This window comes from Paraburkholderia sp. Ac-20342 (genome assembly GCF_017104985.1).
Taxonomy (GTDB): domain Bacteria; phylum Pseudomonadota; class Gammaproteobacteria; order Burkholderiales; family Burkholderiaceae; genus Paraburkholderia.
In genome coordinates, this window is the sequence record NZ_JAAGPQ010000018.1 from 94,666 (window position 1) to 110,859 (window position 16,194).

18 protein-coding genes and 1 riboswitch are annotated in these 16,194 nt (G+C 64.9%); of the genes, 11 read left to right on the forward strand and 7 right to left on the reverse strand.

Annotation, left to right across the window (positions count from 1 at the left end; genetic code table 11):
- Window positions 1-21: 21 nt before the first annotated feature.
- Window positions 22-148, forward strand: a riboswitch (ZMP/ZTP riboswitch).
- 166 nt (window positions 149-314) lie between these two features.
- The 7 genes from glyA (at window position 315) to G3N58_RS10275 (ending at window position 5,161) form a co-directional block, all read left to right on the forward strand.
- Window positions 315-1,562: a serine hydroxymethyltransferase gene (glyA, locus tag G3N58_RS10245; RefSeq protein WP_205999091.1), complete on the forward strand. Its 1,248-nt coding sequence runs from the start codon at window positions 315-317 to the stop codon at window positions 1,560-1,562.
- A gap of 6 nt (window positions 1,563-1,568) precedes the next feature.
- A complete protein-coding gene (gene nrdR / locus G3N58_RS10250; protein WP_027799387.1) occupies window positions 1,569-2,051 on the forward strand; it encodes a transcriptional regulator NrdR in 483 nt (160 codons plus the stop codon).
- Between the two features lie 223 nt (window positions 2,052-2,274).
- Window positions 2,275-2,841 (forward strand): GspH/FimT family pseudopilin, encoded by a 567-nt coding sequence (locus G3N58_RS10255; RefSeq protein ID WP_167036139.1) that lies wholly within the window; start codon window positions 2,275-2,277, stop codon window positions 2,839-2,841.
- A complete protein-coding gene (locus G3N58_RS10260; RefSeq protein ID WP_167036142.1) occupies window positions 2,838-3,290 on the forward strand; it encodes a hypothetical protein in 453 nt (150 codons plus the stop codon). Before G3N58_RS10255 ends, G3N58_RS10260 begins: the two co-directional genes overlap by 4 nt.
- Window positions 3,287-4,099 (forward strand): PilW family protein, encoded by an 813-nt coding sequence (locus G3N58_RS10265; protein WP_167036145.1) that lies wholly within the window; start codon window positions 3,287-3,289, stop codon window positions 4,097-4,099. Before G3N58_RS10260 ends, G3N58_RS10265 begins: the two co-directional genes overlap by 4 nt.
- Before the next feature lie 179 nt (window positions 4,100-4,278).
- On the forward strand, window positions 4,279-4,719 hold the full coding sequence (locus tag G3N58_RS10270) for a hypothetical protein (protein WP_167036912.1): 441 nt from the start codon (window positions 4,279-4,281) through the stop codon (window positions 4,717-4,719).
- A gap of 10 nt (window positions 4,720-4,729) precedes the next feature.
- Window positions 4,730-5,161 carry a type IV pilin protein gene (locus G3N58_RS10275; protein ID WP_205999092.1) on the forward strand — a complete coding sequence of 144 codons (432 nt, stop codon included), beginning with the start codon at window positions 4,730-4,732 and terminating at the stop codon, window positions 5,159-5,161.
- Window positions 5,162-5,330: 169 nt separating this feature from the next.
- Here G3N58_RS10275 and G3N58_RS10280 read toward each other — a convergent pair whose 3' ends face one another.
- The 3 genes from G3N58_RS10280 to G3N58_RS10290 all read right to left on the reverse strand — a co-directional run bounded on the left by G3N58_RS10280 (window position 5,331) and on the right by G3N58_RS10290 (window position 6,732).
- Window positions 5,331-5,849 carry a DUF3318 domain-containing protein gene (locus G3N58_RS10280; protein WP_167036151.1) on the reverse strand — a complete coding sequence of 173 codons (519 nt, stop codon included), beginning with the start codon at window positions 5,847-5,849 and terminating at the stop codon, window positions 5,331-5,333.
- A gap of 61 nt (window positions 5,850-5,910) precedes the next feature.
- Window positions 5,911-6,297 carry a phage holin family protein gene (locus G3N58_RS10285; RefSeq protein ID WP_167036154.1) on the reverse strand — a complete coding sequence of 129 codons (387 nt, stop codon included), beginning with the start codon at window positions 6,295-6,297 and terminating at the stop codon, window positions 5,911-5,913.
- 132 nt (window positions 6,298-6,429) lie between these two features.
- Window positions 6,430-6,732: a DUF883 family protein gene (locus G3N58_RS10290; RefSeq protein WP_007584918.1), complete on the reverse strand. Its 303-nt coding sequence runs from the start codon at window positions 6,730-6,732 to the stop codon at window positions 6,430-6,432.
- Window positions 6,733-7,085: 353 nt separating this feature from the next.
- Between G3N58_RS10290 and G3N58_RS10295 the strand changes: the two genes are divergently transcribed.
- Window positions 7,086-7,724, forward strand: coding sequence for a peroxiredoxin (locus tag G3N58_RS10295; RefSeq protein ID WP_167036157.1), 639 nt, complete (start codon window positions 7,086-7,088; stop codon window positions 7,722-7,724).
- A gap of 206 nt (window positions 7,725-7,930) precedes the next feature.
- Here the strand turns inward: G3N58_RS10295 and G3N58_RS10300 are convergent, their stop codons facing one another.
- The gene (locus G3N58_RS10300) at window positions 7,931-9,121 is read right to left on the reverse strand and encodes an acyl-CoA dehydrogenase (protein ID WP_205999093.1); all 1,191 of its coding nucleotides are present in this window, start codon (window positions 9,119-9,121) and stop codon (window positions 7,931-7,933) included.
- 94 nt (window positions 9,122-9,215) lie between these two features.
- Here G3N58_RS10300 and G3N58_RS10305 point away from each other — a divergent pair, with 94 nt between their 5' ends.
- Window positions 9,216-10,001, forward strand: a complete 786-nt coding sequence (locus G3N58_RS10305; protein ID WP_167036163.1) for an IclR family transcriptional regulator — start codon at window positions 9,216-9,218, stop codon at window positions 9,999-10,001.
- 105 nt (window positions 10,002-10,106) lie between these two features.
- Here the strand turns inward: G3N58_RS10305 and G3N58_RS10310 are convergent, their stop codons facing one another.
- Complete coding sequence (locus G3N58_RS10310; RefSeq protein WP_205989674.1) at window positions 10,107-10,940, reverse strand: EAL domain-containing protein; 834 nt, start codon at window positions 10,938-10,940, stop codon at window positions 10,107-10,109.
- A gap of 539 nt (window positions 10,941-11,479) precedes the next feature.
- Here G3N58_RS10310 and hmgA point away from each other — a divergent pair.
- Both hmgA and fahA read left to right on the forward strand, forming a co-directional pair.
- Window positions 11,480-12,826, forward strand: a complete 1,347-nt coding sequence (hmgA, locus tag G3N58_RS10315) for a homogentisate 1,2-dioxygenase (protein ID WP_167036169.1) — start codon at window positions 11,480-11,482, stop codon at window positions 12,824-12,826.
- Window positions 12,823-14,121, forward strand: a complete 1,299-nt coding sequence (gene fahA / locus G3N58_RS10320) for a fumarylacetoacetase (RefSeq protein ID WP_205999094.1) — start codon at window positions 12,823-12,825, stop codon at window positions 14,119-14,121. Before hmgA ends, fahA begins: the two co-directional genes overlap by 4 nt.
- An 18-nt stretch (window positions 14,122-14,139) precedes the next feature.
- On the opposite strand, the gene G3N58_RS10325 is transcribed toward fahA, so the two are convergent.
- Both G3N58_RS10325 and G3N58_RS10330 read right to left on the reverse strand, forming a co-directional pair.
- Window positions 14,140-15,297 carry an MFS transporter gene (locus G3N58_RS10325; RefSeq protein WP_205999095.1) on the reverse strand — a complete coding sequence of 386 codons (1,158 nt, stop codon included), beginning with the start codon at window positions 15,295-15,297 and terminating at the stop codon, window positions 14,140-14,142.
- 258 nt (window positions 15,298-15,555) lie between these two features.
- Window positions 15,556-16,194: crotonase/enoyl-CoA hydratase family protein (locus G3N58_RS10330; protein WP_205999096.1), on the reverse strand; the 639-nt coding region annotated here is incomplete at its 5' end.

Here is a 16,194-nt window from a genome sequence, read left to right on the forward strand (position 1 = left end):
TCTTCCAATACACTAACGCGCTCGACCCTGCGTGACTGGCGATAGAACCGAGTCAGCCGACTCAGCCGATTCAACCAATCGGGTTCAAGGTGGAACAACCCACCGTGAAGCGCAGGGTGCCGTTTTGCCGTTCGCCTGGGCAGCCGTGATCCGCGCGCATCGATTTGCGCTGACGGTGGTTGGCCTGCCTCGCGTGTGCGGCGACTCCCCCCTCGCCACGTCTGGGCTGGCATGGCCGCCAGCAGCGCTGCGTACCCTCTACGCAAGATTCGGCGCACGATCCGGTCAACCTGAACACACTCAACGGAATCCGTATGTTTGACAGAGCCCAAAGCACCATCGCCAACGTCGATCCTGAACTCTGGAAGGTCATCGAGCAGGAAAACCGCCGCCAGGAAGAACACATCGAACTGATCGCGTCGGAAAACTACACCTCGCCCGCGGTCATGGCCGCACAGGGCTCGCAACTCACGAACAAGTACGCCGAAGGGTATCCGGGCAAGCGCTACTACGGCGGCTGCGAATATGTGGACGTGGTGGAGCAACTGGCGATCGACCGCGTGAAGCAGCTGTTCGGCGCCGAAGCCGCCAACGTGCAGCCGAACTCCGGTTCGCAGGCCAACCAGGGCGTGTTCTTCGCCATGCTCAAGCCGGGCGACACGATCATGGGCATGAGCCTCGCGCATGGTGGCCACCTCACGCACGGCTCGCCCGTCAACATGTCGGGCAAGTGGTTCAACGTGGTCAGCTACGGCCTGAACGAAGCCGAAGACATCGACTACGACGCGGCCGAAAAGCTCGCGCAGGAACACAAGCCGAAGATCATCGTGGCGGGCGCGTCCGCGTTCGCGCTGCGCATCGACTTCGAGCGCCTCGCGAAGATCGCGAAGTCGGTCGGCGCGTACCTGATGGTCGACATGGCGCACTACGCAGGCCTGATCGCTGCGGGCGTCTACCCGAACCCGGTGCCGCACGCCGACTTCGTCACGACCACCACGCACAAGAGCCTGCGCGGCCCGCGCGGCGGCGTGATCCTGATGAAGGCCGAGTTCGAGAAGCAGATCAACTCGGCCATCTTCCCGGGCATCCAGGGCGGTCCGCTCATGCACGTGATCGCCGCCAAGGCCGTCGCGTTCAAGGAAGCGCTGTCGCCGGAGTTCAAGGCGTATCAGCAGCAGGTCGTCGAGAACGCGCGCGTGCTCGCTGAAACGCTGGTCAGGCGCGGTCTGCGTATCGTCTCGGGTCGCACCGAAAGCCACGTGATGCTGGTCGACCTGCGCGCGAAGAAGATCACCGGCAAGGCGGCGGAAGCGGCGCTCGGTGCCGCGCATATCACGGTCAACAAGAACGCGATCCCGAACGATCCGGAAAAGCCGTTCGTGACCTCGGGCGTGCGCCTCGGTTCGCCGGCGATGACCACGCGCGGCTTCGGCGTGAAGGAAGCCGAGCAGGTCGGCAACCTGATCGCCGACGTGCTGGACAACCCGGAAGACGCCGCGACGATCGAGCGCGTGCGCGGGCAGGTCGCCGAGTTGACCCAGCGTTTCCCGGTCTACCGCTAAGCCGCCATGCATTGCCCCTTCTGCCGCCACGCCGATACGCAGGTCGTCGACTCGCGCGTATCCGAAGACGGCGCGACGATTCGCCGGCGCCGCCGCTGCCCGGCCTGCGACAAGCGTTTTACGACGTATGAGCGAGTCGAGCTGGCGTTGCCGTCGGTCGTCAAGAAGGATGGCAGCCGCACGGAGTTCGATCGCCGCAAGATCGTCGCGAGCATGCAACTGGCGCTGCGCAAGCGCCCGGTTGCGGCGGACGCGATCGACGCGGCGGTCGCCCGCATCGAGTATCAACTGCTCGGCAGCGGCGAGCGCGAGGTGCGCAGCGAGCGTCTCGGCGAACTCGTGATGAACGAGTTGCGTGCGCTCGACACGATCGCCTATGTCCGTTTTGCTTCGGTGTACCGGCGCTTCGAAGACGTCTCCGAATTCGAGGACGTGATCGAGGAATTCCGCCGCGCCTCTTCTCCTCCCAAGCCTTCCCGCAAGCGCTGAGCGCAGGCGTGCCGCGCGTTGTTCGCGGGCATTCGCACCGGTATTCGCATTCATTGTTTCGCGCTTTTCGCGCGTCTTTTCACGCATCGCTACCTCGCTCGATGATGGTTCGTCGCGGGTATTGTTGTCTGCCATAGCGTCCGAATACCACCTGGCCATTCGGCCGATTGCTGGGCGCTCGGCAAATCGCTAGATTGGCTGCATCCGTTCGAAACGCTCAGGGATGCAGATGAAATGCAATGCGATTTGCCGGCCGTCGCGCGCCGGTTTCACACTCGTCGAAACGCTGGCCGTGATAGCGCTGCTGGCCGTCATCGCGGTGATGGCGACGCCAGCGTTCGTTGCGTGGCATGTGCGCGATCAGGTCGACGCCCGCGCCCGGGCTTTGCTGTCGACCTTCGCCTATGCACGCAGCGAGGCGTTGCGCCGCGGTACGCGCGTGACCGTCTGCAGGACCAATGCGGCGCGCGCCTGCCTTGCCGCCGGGCAACCATGCGGCGACGCGATTGCCGACTGGGCCTGCGGCTGGGCCGTGCTCGCCGAGCGTGGCGGCAAGCTCTCGCTGCTGCGAGCGCAACCGTCGCTTGCGGCAGTGAGCATCACGGGCGTGCAAACGGACCTGACGTTCACGCCACCCGCCGGCCAACTGATCGGCGCATTCCGAAACTTCGATATTGCGCCGCGAAGTCCATCCAAAGCGATGCAGGGGACTATGTGGCGACGCTGCATCCGCATTGCGTCGGGCGGTCGCGCGCGGATTTCCGAAGGCGCGTGTGGAGCGACGTCATGATGCGAAGCGCGCCGAATACCCGTTTGCGTCGATTTGTGCCGGCTTGCGCAGGTAGTTCGCTAATCGAAGTGATGCTGGCGGTCGCATTGATCGCGGTGAGCGCATTGGGTTTGATCGCGGGTCAGCTGTGGATCGCGCGCGAAGCCCGCGCGATGACGATGCGAGAAAACGCTGCATGGATCGCCGATTCGGTCGTCGAAGCGTTGGCGGTGCCCCCGGCAAGCGATGCCGCGCTAAACCAATGGAGCGCCCGTGCAGGCGTTGTCTTGCCGCATGGCGAAGCGTCGCTGGCAGAGAATGGTGCAGTTGCGGCGGCGCGCGTGACCTGGGGCGCCGTGCACGACATGCCCGGCGCGGGTGACGTCGACGTGATCGACAAACCGGAGTCTTGCGGTGGCGTGGCGGTTCCCGCAGGCACTTCCTGCGTTGCATTGGCGTTCGTGAAATGAGGCGGCGACTTGTAGCTCGTGGTCACACGCTTATCGAGTTCGTGATTGCGATGGCACTCGGATTGATCGTGACTGCGGGCGCCGTTTCGCTCTACACGACGCAGCGCAATGCGTTCGAGCGCGCGAGCAATGCGATGCGGATTCGCGAAGCCGGTTTGACCACGCTGATGCTGATTGGCCAGCAATTGCAGATAGCCGGTTTCGTTCCCGCGGACGTCGTCGGCTACGCGGCGCCGCCTGCATTGTTCGGCTGCTCGGGAGGTCGTCCGACGGGTGCCGACAACAGTCCCGGCTGCACGACATTGAGCACGGGTTCGGACGGCGTTGCGATCCGTTACGTTGGCGATGCCGTGTCCACGTGGCCGTCTTCGAGCGGAGAGATAACCGATTGCGTGGGGCAAGCGGTAAAGAGCAGCGATGCGGCGCTCGGCACTCAGGGTGTGCCGGTCGTCAATCGCTACTTTGCCAACGTCAGTGGCTCGACCGGCGAGCCGGAGCTTTACTGCGAGGGCAATGGCAATGCGGGCACCGCGCAGCCGCTGGTGGAAGGCGTCGAGCGCGTGCGGTTGCGCTACTGGCTGGCCGGCGCGCTGGATGCGATCAATGCGTCGGCGGTGCCGGCGGATCAATGGGGCAACGTCGTCGCGGTGGATCTTTGCGTGCTCGTGCGTGGTGCGCCGCAAGGGCAGCGTGCGCGCTATGTCGATTGCGACGGCGTGAGCACGCTCGGCGCCGATTTGCGGCCGCGACAGGCGTTTTCGCGTCGCGTTGCGCTACGCAATCGCGTGGAGGCGGGGGCTGCATCGTGATGGTCCACGAGAAATCGACGTGGTCGAGTGATGGCCCTGGCTGGCACCGCCAGTGCCGCATGCAGTGCATGAAGTTGGGATACCCAGGCAAATTCAATGGTCCGTCCGGTTGGCTCGCCCATGCATCGTGCGTTCGCCAACGCGGCGTCGTCTTGCCGATCGTGCTGCTGATTGCCGCGATGATGCTGGCCACGTCCGCAATCTGGTTCGAAACATCGCTCGCGTCGGCGCGTGCGGCGACCAATGTACGCGATTATTTGCAGGCTTTTCATGCGGCGGATTCGGCGTTGACTTTGTGTGAGCGCAACGTCCTTGCAATGGGTGTCGATGCGAACATACCGCCGCCGCTCGCGGCGGGCGAGCCGGTCCAATGGAAGCTTGCAACCGCGTTCGAAGCCGGCGCTGTGACGCCTGTCGCGCAATGGCCGGAGGCGCAGGCGCCGCAGTGTCTCGTCGAGGCCTGGCGTCTTGCCAGCCGGGCGAATGCCACCGCGTATCTGCTGAGCGCGCGTGGCTTCGGCCACACGAGTGAATCGCAGGTCTGGCTGCAACTGGAACTGGTGGTCGAGGACGGCGCTATCGAGCGTCATTGGCGGCGTGTTGCCGCGAGGCCATTCTGATGGGAGGTGCATGACGAAATCGACTGCATCGGCATTCACGCTGCTCGAACTGATGATCGCGCTGGCGATAACCGCGACGCTCGCCGTGTTTGCGATTCCTTCGTACCGCAGCCATATTGCGCGAACGCATCGGGTCGATGCGGCGTCCGCGTTGTATCGCGCGGCGCAATTCGTCGAGGGCGCGGCGAGCGACAGCGTGCCGACATTGCCCGCGGGATTCGATCAGGCGCCGCAATCCGGCACGGCGATCTATCGCCTGCACGTATTGCCTGGGGACGACACGAACGGCGGCTATGCGATCGAAGCGGCACCGGTGGATGCCGGGCCGATGCGTGACGATCCCTGCGGCACGTTCACGCTCGATGCGACGGGGCAGCGCGGCAACAGAAACGAGGCGGGCGGTTCGACGCCGGCCAATAGCGAGTGCTGGAATACGTCGTAGCCTGGCGTGAGGCGGATATGCGGTGCGACGCAAAGCGCGCTTTGCTCGATACTCGCCATGCAGCCGCACGAACGCGAACTAGCGCAAACACACGCGGAAAAACTCGCGTTCAACGCATCGCAACGCACTACAACGTATTCGCATTGCAACGCATCCGCATTACACCGTATCAATACCCGCTTTCGGCCGAATCGGCCTTCTCCGCAGCAGACTCTCCCGTCGCTGCCGTAGCCGTCTGGGCCGCCGCCTTCGCCGACGAATCGTTCTTCATCTGCTGCCAGATGCGAAACGCTTCCCACGCGGCGAGCGCCACGCCGCCCCATTTGAGCGCGGGTTTGGCGCTTGCCATGACGGTCGCGCGCAGCGGCTTGGCGAGCAGCATCGAGATGATCGAGCTGACGAACGGGTACTGCTTCAGAAGCGCGCCGAGGGTGCCCGCGTTGAGCACGCTCCCCTTCGATCCACGGCCCATGCGCGCGCCGCCGAAGCCCGGAACGATGAACTTGAGCCAACTGAAGTGCGTGACCGCCTGGCGCAATTCGATGGTGGCCTGCGCGAGTTCGACGCGCTCCACGTCTGCGCGCACGAGCAGCAGTTCCTTGCGCAGCGCGCGCAGATGCGGCGCGCTCAAGTCCTTCGACGGATGGCGCGGGTGACGGAATGCGGTATCGGGACGGGGCTGGTTCATGGCGTGTCGGGGCGTGACGGCGGCAGTGAGGGAGAGGGCGATCGGCGTCAGGCGAACGACGTCACGGCTTGCGAAACGCGTCGCGGTCTTTTTCGAACTCTGCGAGGGTGGCTTCGAACACCATGGGCGCGTTGCGCAAACCGCTGCGTGCTTTCAGCGCGCATACGAGGCCGGCAATCGCGTAAACCGCGGTGATGCCGCCGAGCGCCTGCAGGCGGTAGGTGTCCCAGAAGGCGATGGCGATCAGCGCGGTCAGGGCGATCAGTGCCATCGTGGCGAGCATCATCGCGGCAAGGCCGAGAAACAGCACGCCTAGCAGACGGTCTTTTTCCTCGGCGAGTTCGATGCCCACCAGTTCGAGCCGCGTCTGCAGAATGGTAAACACGGAACTGAGAATGCGGCGCAACGGACTATGCTCTGCGCGCTGCGATTGGGTTTCGGTCGTCATGGCTGTGGGCGTTGCTGGTGAGGGCCTCGCTGGCGCGCACGCGCGCCAGAACAAGCGGACCGGCGAGGCTTGCGCCGGTCCGCCCGGTTTGCCGGTGCGCCGGACGTGCCTGCTCCGGCGGCCGCACCGGGCTTACTTGCGATTGATCAGCAAGCCGACCAGCACGCCGACACCGGCTGCGATGCCGATGGACGCCCACGGATGCTCGTGCACGTAGTCGTCGGTGGCGCGCGCGGCTTTCTTGCCTTTTTCGACCACGACGACCTGTACGTCGGCCGCCTTTTCCTTGGCCTGCTTCAGGCGCGACAGCGCGGTTTCGCGCAGTTCCGAAGCGCGCTCGCCAGTGGCGCTCGCAGCCTGCTTCAGCAGGTCCTCAGCGTCCGCGAGGACGGTTTTGATATCCGACATCAATCTCTCCTTGTTGACTTCCGACATTGACAGCTCCCCTTTGTCTCACGCCACGCGTGAATCGTAACCAAAGAAACGGCCGCTGGCGAGCGCAGTGCCCGGTTGTTCCAGGCCGACGCATGAACCGTTCCCGATACCGCAAAGCACAATGACACTCGTTTGAGGGCAGTCTGCTCCAGATCGGCATCAGATGGAGTTGATCTGTCCCGCAAAGTTTCCCTGAAATAGGAGAAAATTACAAAAATGCATAAAGTAGTGACGCGATGTTGGTTCGTCATATACCGTCGCTGCCGTATGCTTTAACGTTGCGGGGCGCCGCGGGCAACGGCTTGCGTGCAACACGTCCGGATACTTTCCGAAAACCTATGAGGAGATGCACTATGAGTCTACGTCTTGGCGACATCGCGCCCGATTTCGAGCAGGAGTCGAGTGTCGGCCGGATCCGGTTTCATGAATGGCTCGGCAATAGCTGGGGCGTGCTGTTTTCGCACCCGGCCGATTTCACGCCGGTCTGCACGACCGAACTGGGCCTGACCGCGAAGCTCGCGAGCGAGTTCGAAAAGCGCGATGTGAAGACGATCGCGTTGTCGGTCGACAGCGCGGAGTCGCACAAGGAGTGGATCAAGGACATCAACGAGACGCAGGCGGCGAGCGTCGGCTTTCCGATTCTCGCGGACGGCGATCGCAAGGTTGCCGAGCTGTACGACATGATCCACCCGAACGCGAACGAAACGCTCACGGTCCGCTCGCTCTTCGTGATCGATCCGAAAAAGAAGGTGCGTCTCATCATCACGTACCCGGCGAGCACCGGCCGCAATTTCGACGAAGTGCTGCGCGTGATCGACTCGCTGCAACTGACCGACAGTCACTCGGTGGCGACGCCGGGCAACTGGAAGCAGGGCGATGACGTCGTGATCGTCCCGTCGCTGAAGGACGAGGAAGTCATCAAGCAGAAATTCCCGAAGGGCTACAAGGCGTTGCGTCCGTATCTGCGCATGACGCCGCAGCCGGACCGGTAAGCGGTGGGCTGAAGCATAGTGAGGCGGGCTCGACGCGCGCTTCGCTATGTCTTGAGTAGCACGCGCTTGAGGCCGCACAAAAACAGAAAGCCGGTTCGTAAGAACCGGCTTTCTGTTTTGGGCGATGGATCGTGGATCGCCACCCACCGCGCGAGTCAACACAACACACCCGGGACACGCCCGGTACATCGACCGGGCAGCGAAAATCAGAAAAACGCCTGAATACCCGTTTGCGCGCGGCCGAGAATCAGCGCGTGCACATCGTGCGTGCCTTCATAGGTGTTCACGACTTCGAGGTTCACGAGGTGGCGCGCGATGCCGAACTCGTCCGAGATGCCATTGCCGCCAAGCATGTCGCGGGCGAGGCGGGCGATATCGAGCGCCTTGCCGCACGAATTGCGCTTCATGATCGAGGTGATTTCGACGGCCGCCGTGCCTTCGTCCTTCATGCGGCCAAGGCGCAGCACGCCTTGCAGGCCGAGCGTGATTTCGGTCTGCATGTCGGCGAGCTTTTTCTGGATCAGCTGGTTCGCGGCGAGCGGCCGGCCGAACTGCTTGCGATCGAGCACGTATTGACGCGCGGTGTGCCAGCACGCTTCAGCCGCGCCGAGCGCTCCCCAGGCGATGCCGTAGCGCGCCGAATTCAGGCACGTGAACGGGCCACGCAGGCCGCTCACACCGGGCATGATGTTCTCTTCCGGCACGAACACTTCGTCGAGCACGATTTCGCCGGTGATCGAGGCGCGCAAGCCTACCTTGCCGTGGATCGCCGGTGCCGACAGACCTTTCCAGCCCTTCTCGAGAATGAAGCCGCGGATGCTGTCCTTGCCGTTTTCCTCGAGCTTCGCCCATACGACGAACACGTCGGCGATCGGCGAATTGGTGATCCACATCTTCGAGCCCGACAGCGAATAGCCGCCGTCGACCTTCTTCGCGCGCGTGACCATGCTGCCCGGATCGGAGCCGTGATTCGGCTCGGTCAGCCCGAAGCAGCCGATCCACTCGCCGCGCGCGAGCTTCGGCAGATATTTTTCCTTCTGCGCGTCCGAGCCGAATTCGTAGATCGGCACCATTACGAGCGACGATTGCACCGACATCATCGAGCGGTAGCCGGAATCGACGCGCTCCACTTCGCGCGCGATCAGGCCGTACGCGACGTAGTTCAGGCCGGGGCCGCCGTATTGCTCGGGGATCGTCGGGCCGAGCAGACCGAGTTCGCCCATTTCGCGAAAGATCTCGACATCGGTCTTCTCGTGGCGGAACGCTTCGAGCACGCGCGGCAGCAGCTTGTCCTGCGAGTACGCCGCGGCGGCATCGCGCACCATGCGTTCGTCTTCGGTGAGCTGCTGATCCAGCAGCAACGGGTCTTCCCAGTGAAACTGCGCGGCGACGGCCATGACGTATCTCCTGATTTTTCGCCCGGAACGAGCTTGACTCAAGTTCCGCCTTGCGAAACAATGTTTTGCAAACGACGCCCGAGTGTATCACCCTATGACGCTGCCTTCCACTTTCTCCGCACCGCTCGACGAGCGCAAATTCGTCGTGGCGCTGGCGCGCGGGCTCGACCTGCTGCGCGCGTTCCGGCCTGGCGAGACGATGCTCGGCAACCGCGATTTCGTCGAACGCACGGGGTTGCCGAAGGCGACCGTCAATCGCCTTGCGTACACGCTGACCGTGCTCGGCTATTTGCGGCTCGACGAAACGCACGGCAAATATGCGCTCGACGCCGGCGTGCTGTCACTCGGTTTTGCGCTGCTGGCGAGCACCGATACGCTCGAACTCGCGCGCCCGCATATGCGCGCGTTCGCGCGCGAGGTCGGCGCGGCGGTGTCGCTCGGTTGCCGCGACGGGCTCGACATGATCTATCTCGAGACGATCCGCAGCGAGACCGCGCTGACGCTCGGGCTTGCCTCGGGCTCGAAGCTGTCGATGCTGACGAGCTCGATGGGCCGCGCCTATCTCGCCGTGCAGCCGCCCGACGCACGCAGGGCGCTGATCGCCGAACTGAGGAAGGCGGCGGGCAAGGCCGGTGCGCTGCGGGTTGCCGAGGCCGAAAAGGAAATCGCCGCGTTCGCGGCCGAGCGCTGCTGCTATTCGTTTCGCGCGTGGCACGACGACGTCAACGCGGTCGCGGTGCCGTTTCGCGAGCCGCGCGAGGGGCGCTGGCTCGTGCTCAGTTGCAGCGGGCCGGCTTCGTCGATGGGGGAGGAGGTGTTTCGCGAGAACGTCGCGCCGCGCCTGAAGGCGCTTGCGCGGCGACTAGGCGAGCCGGGCTGAAAAAGGGCTGACGAGGCGATGGGCCTATGGACCGTTGGACCAATGAGGCAATAGGTCAATAGCGCAGCGGCGCGAACCCGCGCCGCATGAACGCGCCGGAAAAACTCACGCCGCCCGGTCGTGATAATGCGCGTTGAACAACGGCCCCTGCACGAAGCGCACGTCGTACTGCTGCAACGCGACGAACTGCGCTTCATCCACCACACGATTGAAAATCAGCGGCACATGCAGGCGGTTCGCATAGCCGACCAGCGGCTTGACCGTCGCATCGCGCAACGCGACGCCCGCATCCATCTTGATGAAGTCGAGCCGCGCCGTTTCCGACACCGACAGAATCTGCCCCGCGTTCGACAGATTGCCCGCCACCTTGAAACCGTAATGCTGATAGCTGCGCGTCAGGTAGCCGAGGAAGGTCTTGTGTGCGACCGCGGCCGCCGGCAACTCGATCACGATGCGCGCCGGACTCAATCCGAACGACGTCAGCACGTTCGAAAAATGCTGGCCGTGATCGTATTTCACGCTCTTGAGCAGCCGCTCGTGCACGCGCAGAAACAGCAGCCCATGCCGTTGGGCGCCAAAGAAATTGATCGCATGCAGCGCGCGCGACATGCGATCGAGCGCGACCAGTTGCTGATCGTCGGCGATCCGGTCGAAGGGATCGAAGACGTCGGACGGCGGCGTGTCGAGCCGGTGCGTGACGGCCTGAAAGCCGAGTTCGTCGCCGAAGCGGTCGACGCCTTCCGCTCCGCATGACAGCGACTGCGCGAGCGCATGCACGCTGATGTCGAAGATCGGCTCGTAGGCGCTCGCGAGTTCGAGGCCGTCGCAGCGTGCGAGCGCGATGCCGTCGTGCGCGCCGTCCCCCATCGCCAGATACTTGCCGAGAAACGGATGGTGGGCGGCGCGGGCGACGAGATCGGGGATGGTCGGCGGAATCATGAAATGGGATCAAGGGCAACGATGGATGCCGCGCCCGCCGCGTGGCGATGCGAAGCGCGACACAAAACGCGACGCAATGGGCGCATGGTTCGATGGTAGCAGTCCGCGCCGCGCGCACATGAACAAAATGCTCATAACGATATTGGCCGGACGCCTGTCCGCGCGGGCTTCGCCGGGCGGCACGGCGCGCGGGAAGCGGCTCTGGCGCCAGTTCGGGGACAGATTGCCCGATCGGCCTCCAGGGTATACGTTATTTTCACTATTCATAATTCGTTTTACTATTCGTAAATTAAAGGGCGGCTGCGACGGTCGGGAACGTTGACACCGAGCCGGGTCGAGCCGGGCTGTCGGCCGCGCGGCGTAGCAGGTCCGGCCCGCCATGCCGGCCGCGCAGTACGAAAATGGATGCGGAAACAAGCGGGCTGAATGCGGAAACAAGCGGGTGCGACACGGCAACACGGCCGCGCATCCGCAGCGAATGCCGGCCTGATCGCTTGACCGCCTGACTGGAAAGATCGCGTATTAACGGAGAACCTCGTATGGACACCTCATCGCGCACGCCGGCCGCCGGACGCCTGCGGCCGGAAATCGAGCCGGGCTATCAGTCGGGTTTTGCGAACGAGTTCGCGACCGAGGCCTTGCCGGGCGCGCTGCCGAGCGGGCGCAATTCGCCGCAGCGCGCGGCCTACGGGCTGTACGCCGAACAGCTGTCGGGCACCGCGTTCACGGCGCCGCGCGGCCACAACCGCCGCTCCTGGCTGTACCGGATTCGCCCGGCGGCCATGCACCAGCCGTTCACCTTGATGCCCTCGGAGCGGCTCGTCGCCAATTTCGCGGCGATGCCGCCGACGCCGCCGAACCAGTTGCGCTGGGATCCGCTGCCGATGCCTGCCGAGCCGACCGATTTCATCGACGGTTGGGTGACGATGGCCGGCAACGGCGCGGCCGAAGCGATGAGCGGCTGCGCGATTCACCTGTACGCGGCGAACCGCTCGATGCAGGAGCGCTTCTTCTATAGCGCCGACGGCGAATTGCTGATCGTGCCGCAACAAGGGCGCCTGCATATCGCGACCGAATTGGGCCGGCTCGATATCGAGCCGTTCGAGATCGCGGTGATTCCGCGCGGCGTGCGTTTCGCGGTGAGCCTGCCGGACGGCAGCGCGCGCGGCTATATCTGCGAGAACTTCGGTGCGCTGCTGCGCCTGCCGGAACTCGGGCCGATCGGCTCGAACGGGCTCGCCAATCCGCGCGACTTCCTCACGCCGCATGCCGCATACGAAGACCGCGAAGGCGCGTTCGAACTGGTCGCGAAGATGAACGGCCATCTGTGGCGCGCGGACATCGATCATTCGCCGCTCGACGTGGTCGCGTGGCACGGCAACTACGCGCCGTACAAATACGACCTGCGCCGCTTCAACACGATCGGCTCGATCAGCTACGACCATCCGGACCCGTCGATCTTCCTCGTGCTGCAATCGCAAAGCGATACCCCCGGCGTCGATACGGTCGACTTCGTGATCTTCCCGCCGCGCTGGCTCGCCGCCGAAGATACGTTCCGCCCGCCGTGGTTCCATCGCAATGTCGCGAGCGAGTTCATGGGCCTCGTGCATGGCGTCTACGACGCGAAGGCCGAGGGCTTCGTGCCGGGTGGCGCGAGCCTGCACAACTGCATGACGGGCCACGGCCCCGACGCGGATACGTTCGAGAAGGCATCGCAGATCGATACGTCGGTGCCGAAGAAGGTTGGCGACACGATGGCCTTCATGTTCGAGACGCGCACGCTGATCCGGCCGACCCGTTTCGCGCTCGAAACCGCGCAATTGCAGGCGCATTACTACGAGTGCTGGCAAGGCCTCAAGAAACACTTCAATCCGGAGCAACGATGAACGCGGTAAACGATTTTCAGGCGACGCTCGATCCGTCGCGCAAAAGCTGGGTCGAGTCGGCCAACGATCCGGCCAGCGACTTCCCGATCCAGAACCTGCCGTTCGGCATTTTCAGCGACCGTGGCAACGACGTGCCGCGCGTGGGCGTCGCGATCGGCGACACGATCGTCGATCTCGCCGCGTTGCAGGCGGCGAGCCTGCTGAACGTACCCGCGCAGGGCGTGTTCGCGCGCGATGCGCTCAACGACTTCATCGCGCTTGGCCGCGATGCGTGGCGTAGCGTGCGCATCCAGCTGAGCCAGTTGCTCGCGCGCGAGTGCGCCACCCTGCGCGACGATGCCGCGTTGCGCGCGAAGGCGCTCGTGAGCCAGGCCGAGGCGCGCCTCCATCTGCCGGTGCGGATTCCGGGCTACACCGATTTCTATTCCTCGAAGGAGCACGCGACCAACGTCGGTTCGATGTTTCGCGATCCGAAGAATGCGCTGCTGCCGAACTGGTCGGAAATGCCGATCGGCTACAACGGACGGGCGTCGTCGGTGGTCGTGAGCGGCACGCCGGTGCGGCGTCCGAACGGTCAGCTGAAGCTGCCCGAGCAGGAGCGGCCGGTGTTCGGCGCATGCCGCAAGCTCGATATCGAGCTGGAGATGGGTTTTATCGTCGGCGGCGGTAATGCGTTGGGCGAGCCGATCGCCTGCGAGGATGCCGAGGCGCATATCTTCGGCATGGTGCTGTTGAACGACTGGAGCGCGCGCGACATCCAGCAATGGGAATACGTGCCGCTCGGCCCGTTCAACTCGAAGACCTTCGCGACGACGATCTCGCCGTGGATCGTCACGCTCGACGCGCTCGAACCGTTCCGCGTCGCGCAGCCGCAGCAGGAACCGCAGCCGCTCGACTATCTGCGGCACGACGGCCAGCATGCGTTCGATATCCATCTCGAAGTCACCTTGCGCGCGCAGCACGCGCGCGAGGCAAACACGATCTCGCGGACCAACTTCAGGCACATGTACTGGACGATGGCGCAACAGCTCGCGCATCACACGGTGTCGGGCTGCAATACGCGCGTCGGCGATCTGATGGGCTCGGGCACGATCAGCGGACCGACCGAGGATTCCTACGGCAGCCTGCTCGAACTGACGTGGAACGGCAAGAGGCCGCTCGAACTGAAGGAGGGCGGCACGCGCACGTTCATCGAGGATGGCGACGAGCTGACGCTGGCCGGATGGTGCCAGGGCGAGGGGTATCGCGTCGGGTTTGGCGTGTGCGCGGGCGAGATTCTGCCGGCGCTGCGCTGAGGCGCACGCCGCTCGCCGTCAGCCCGCCATCGCCATGCGCCGCTCGATCGACACCGACCACAGCGTGAGCAGCAGCGCACCGAACGAGGTCGCGACGCCGACCCACGGCAGCGTCGTGAGCGGTGCGCCCGCACCGATCGCCATGCCGCCGAGCCAGGCGCCAGTCGCGTTGCCGAGATTGAAGGCGCCCTGGTTCAGCGTCGAGGCGAGGTTCGGCGCATGGCTCGCGCGGTCGACGATCAGCATCTGCAGCGGCGGCACGATCGCGAACGCGAGCACGCCCCACACGAAGACCGTCAGCATCGCCGGAATGCGCGCGTGCATCGTGCCCGCGAACACGCACAGGATCACGACGATCGCGAGCAGGAACGCGATCAGCGAGGGCAGCAGTCGCCAGTCGGCGAGCTTGCCGCCGAGCGTGCTGCCGACCGTCAGGCCGAGGCCGAACAGCAGCAGCACGAGCGTGACCGCGTGCGGCGTGAAGCCGGTCACGTCTTCGAGAATCGGCGTGATGTAGGTGAAGGTGGAAAACAGGCTGGCCGAGGCGAGCACGCTGATGCCGAGCACCATCAGCACCTGCGGGTTCTTCAACACGCTGAATTCGCGCACGAGGCTCGCCCTCTGCATCTCGATCTTCGCGGGCAGGCATACCGCGAGCGCGGCCGCCGCCAGCACGCCGATGCCGGTCACGGCCCAGAACGTCGCGCGCCAGCCGACCGCCTGGCCAAGCGCGGTGCCGAGCGGCACGCCAAGCACGTTGGCGAGCGTGAGGCCGGTGAACATCAGGGCGATGGCCTGCGCGCGGCGATTCGGTGCGACGAGCCCCGCCGCGACCACCGAGCCGATGCCGAAGAACGCGCCATGACAGAACGCGGTGACGATGCGCGCGGCCATCAGCACCGCGTAGCCCGGCGCGACCGCGCACAGCAGATTGCCGACGATGAACACGCCGATCAGGCTCATCAGTGCTTTCTTGCGCGGCATGTTGGCGACGGCGATCGCGACGATCGGCGCGCCGATCGTGACGCCGAGCGCATATGCCGACACGAGCATGCCCGCGGCCGGGATCGAGACGGACAGATCGCGCGCGACGTCGGGCAACAGCCCCATGATGACGAACTCGGTGGTACCGATCCCAAAGGCGGCAACGGCGAGGGCAAGCAGGGGCAAGGGCATGATGACGGGATACGAGGCGTGAAGCGGCGCGCCGGATACGCGCCGGACGGCGGACGTTGTCGGGGCGAGAACGCCGGCGCCGGGTCGGGTAAAACAGTAGGGGATTCTACCTAAGTCAAAACAGGCGTGCTCGCAGCCGGGACGGCTGTTGTTTTGTGCGGAATGTGCCGTAAAACAGGCTGTGGTTGCCAGGTTGCGGTTGTCCGGTTGTTGCCGTGCAGCGGCGAGTTCGCCTCATTATCGCCTTACTCTATCGCCTCATTGACCGTGACCGAACGTTTCCCCATGACGCCCCGCCCCCGAGACAAAGCGCGCCGCGCCCGCGACACCTTCGGCGAACACCGCCTGATATCCGCCCGCGCCTTCGCGCCGCAGCGCCTCGGCGAGATCGTCGAGCGCACTGTTTTCCAATGCCGAGCGGCGGTCGGCCAGCAGGGCGGCCTGCGGCAACGCGGCAAGCTCGGCGGCCAGTTGCTCGGCCGCCGCGCGGGCCGTGCCGTGCGGCACCACGCGGTTGGCAAGACCGATCGCGAGCGCTTCGCGGGCATCGACCGCGCGGCCGGTCAGGATCAGATCGAGCGCGCGCGACAAGCCGATCAGCCGCGGCAGGCGGATCGTGCCGCCGTCGATCAGCGGAATCCCGACGCGCCGGCAGAACACGCCCAGCACCGCATCGTCCTCGACCACCCGCAGATCGCACATGGCCGCAAGCTCCAACCCGCCCGCCACCGCATGGCCCGCTATCGCCGCGATCACCGGCTTGCTGAAGTGCATGCGCGTCGGTCCCATCGGACCGGGGCCGCTGCCGTCGGCGCGCAGTTCGTTGCGGCGCGTGTCGTCGCCAAGCGCGCTCAGGTCCGCGCCCGCGCAAAACGTGCCGCCCGCGCCGAACAGCAC

What these genes read in the sequence shown, in the direction of transcription:
- glyA (WP_205999091.1), top strand. Translation starts at nt 315, where the DNA reads ATGTTTGACAGAGCCCAAAGCACCATCGCCAACGTCGATCCTGAACTC.
- nrdR (WP_027799387.1), top strand. Translation starts at nt 1,569, where the DNA reads ATGCATTGCCCCTTCTGCCGCCACGCCGATACGCAGGTCGTCGACTCG.
- G3N58_RS10255 (WP_167036139.1), top strand. Translation starts at nt 2,275, where the DNA reads ATGCAGATGAAATGCAATGCGATTTGCCGGCCGTCGCGCGCCGGTTTC.
- G3N58_RS10260 (WP_167036142.1), top strand. Translation starts at nt 2,838, where the DNA reads ATGATGCGAAGCGCGCCGAATACCCGTTTGCGTCGATTTGTGCCGGCT.
- G3N58_RS10265 (WP_167036145.1), top strand. Translation starts at nt 3,287, where the DNA reads ATGAGGCGGCGACTTGTAGCTCGTGGTCACACGCTTATCGAGTTCGTG.
- G3N58_RS10270 (WP_167036912.1), top strand. Translation starts at nt 4,279, where the DNA reads ATGATGCTGGCCACGTCCGCAATCTGGTTCGAAACATCGCTCGCGTCG.
- G3N58_RS10275 (WP_205999092.1), top strand. Translation starts at nt 4,730, where the DNA reads ATGACGAAATCGACTGCATCGGCATTCACGCTGCTCGAACTGATGATC.
- G3N58_RS10280 (WP_167036151.1), bottom strand. Translation starts at nt 5,849, where the DNA reads ATGAACCAGCCCCGTCCCGATACCGCATTCCGTCACCCGCGCCATCCG.
- G3N58_RS10285 (WP_167036154.1), bottom strand. Translation starts at nt 6,297, where the DNA reads ATGACGACCGAAACCCAATCGCAGCGCGCAGAGCATAGTCCGTTGCGC.
- G3N58_RS10290 (WP_007584918.1), bottom strand. Translation starts at nt 6,732, where the DNA reads ATGTCGGAAGTCAACAAGGAGAGATTGATGTCGGATATCAAAACCGTC.
- G3N58_RS10295 (WP_167036157.1), top strand. Translation starts at nt 7,086, where the DNA reads ATGAGTCTACGTCTTGGCGACATCGCGCCCGATTTCGAGCAGGAGTCG.
- G3N58_RS10300 (WP_205999093.1), bottom strand. Translation starts at nt 9,121, where the DNA reads ATGGCCGTCGCCGCGCAGTTTCACTGGGAAGACCCGTTGCTGCTGGAT.
- G3N58_RS10305 (WP_167036163.1), top strand. Translation starts at nt 9,216, where the DNA reads ATGACGCTGCCTTCCACTTTCTCCGCACCGCTCGACGAGCGCAAATTC.
- G3N58_RS10310 (WP_205989674.1), bottom strand. Translation starts at nt 10,940, where the DNA reads ATGATTCCGCCGACCATCCCCGATCTCGTCGCCCGCGCCGCCCACCAT.
- hmgA (WP_167036169.1), top strand. Translation starts at nt 11,480, where the DNA reads ATGGACACCTCATCGCGCACGCCGGCCGCCGGACGCCTGCGGCCGGAA.
- fahA (WP_205999094.1), top strand. Translation starts at nt 12,823, where the DNA reads ATGAACGCGGTAAACGATTTTCAGGCGACGCTCGATCCGTCGCGCAAA.
- G3N58_RS10325 (WP_205999095.1), bottom strand. Translation starts at nt 15,297, where the DNA reads ATGCCCTTGCCCCTGCTTGCCCTCGCCGTTGCCGCCTTTGGGATCGGT.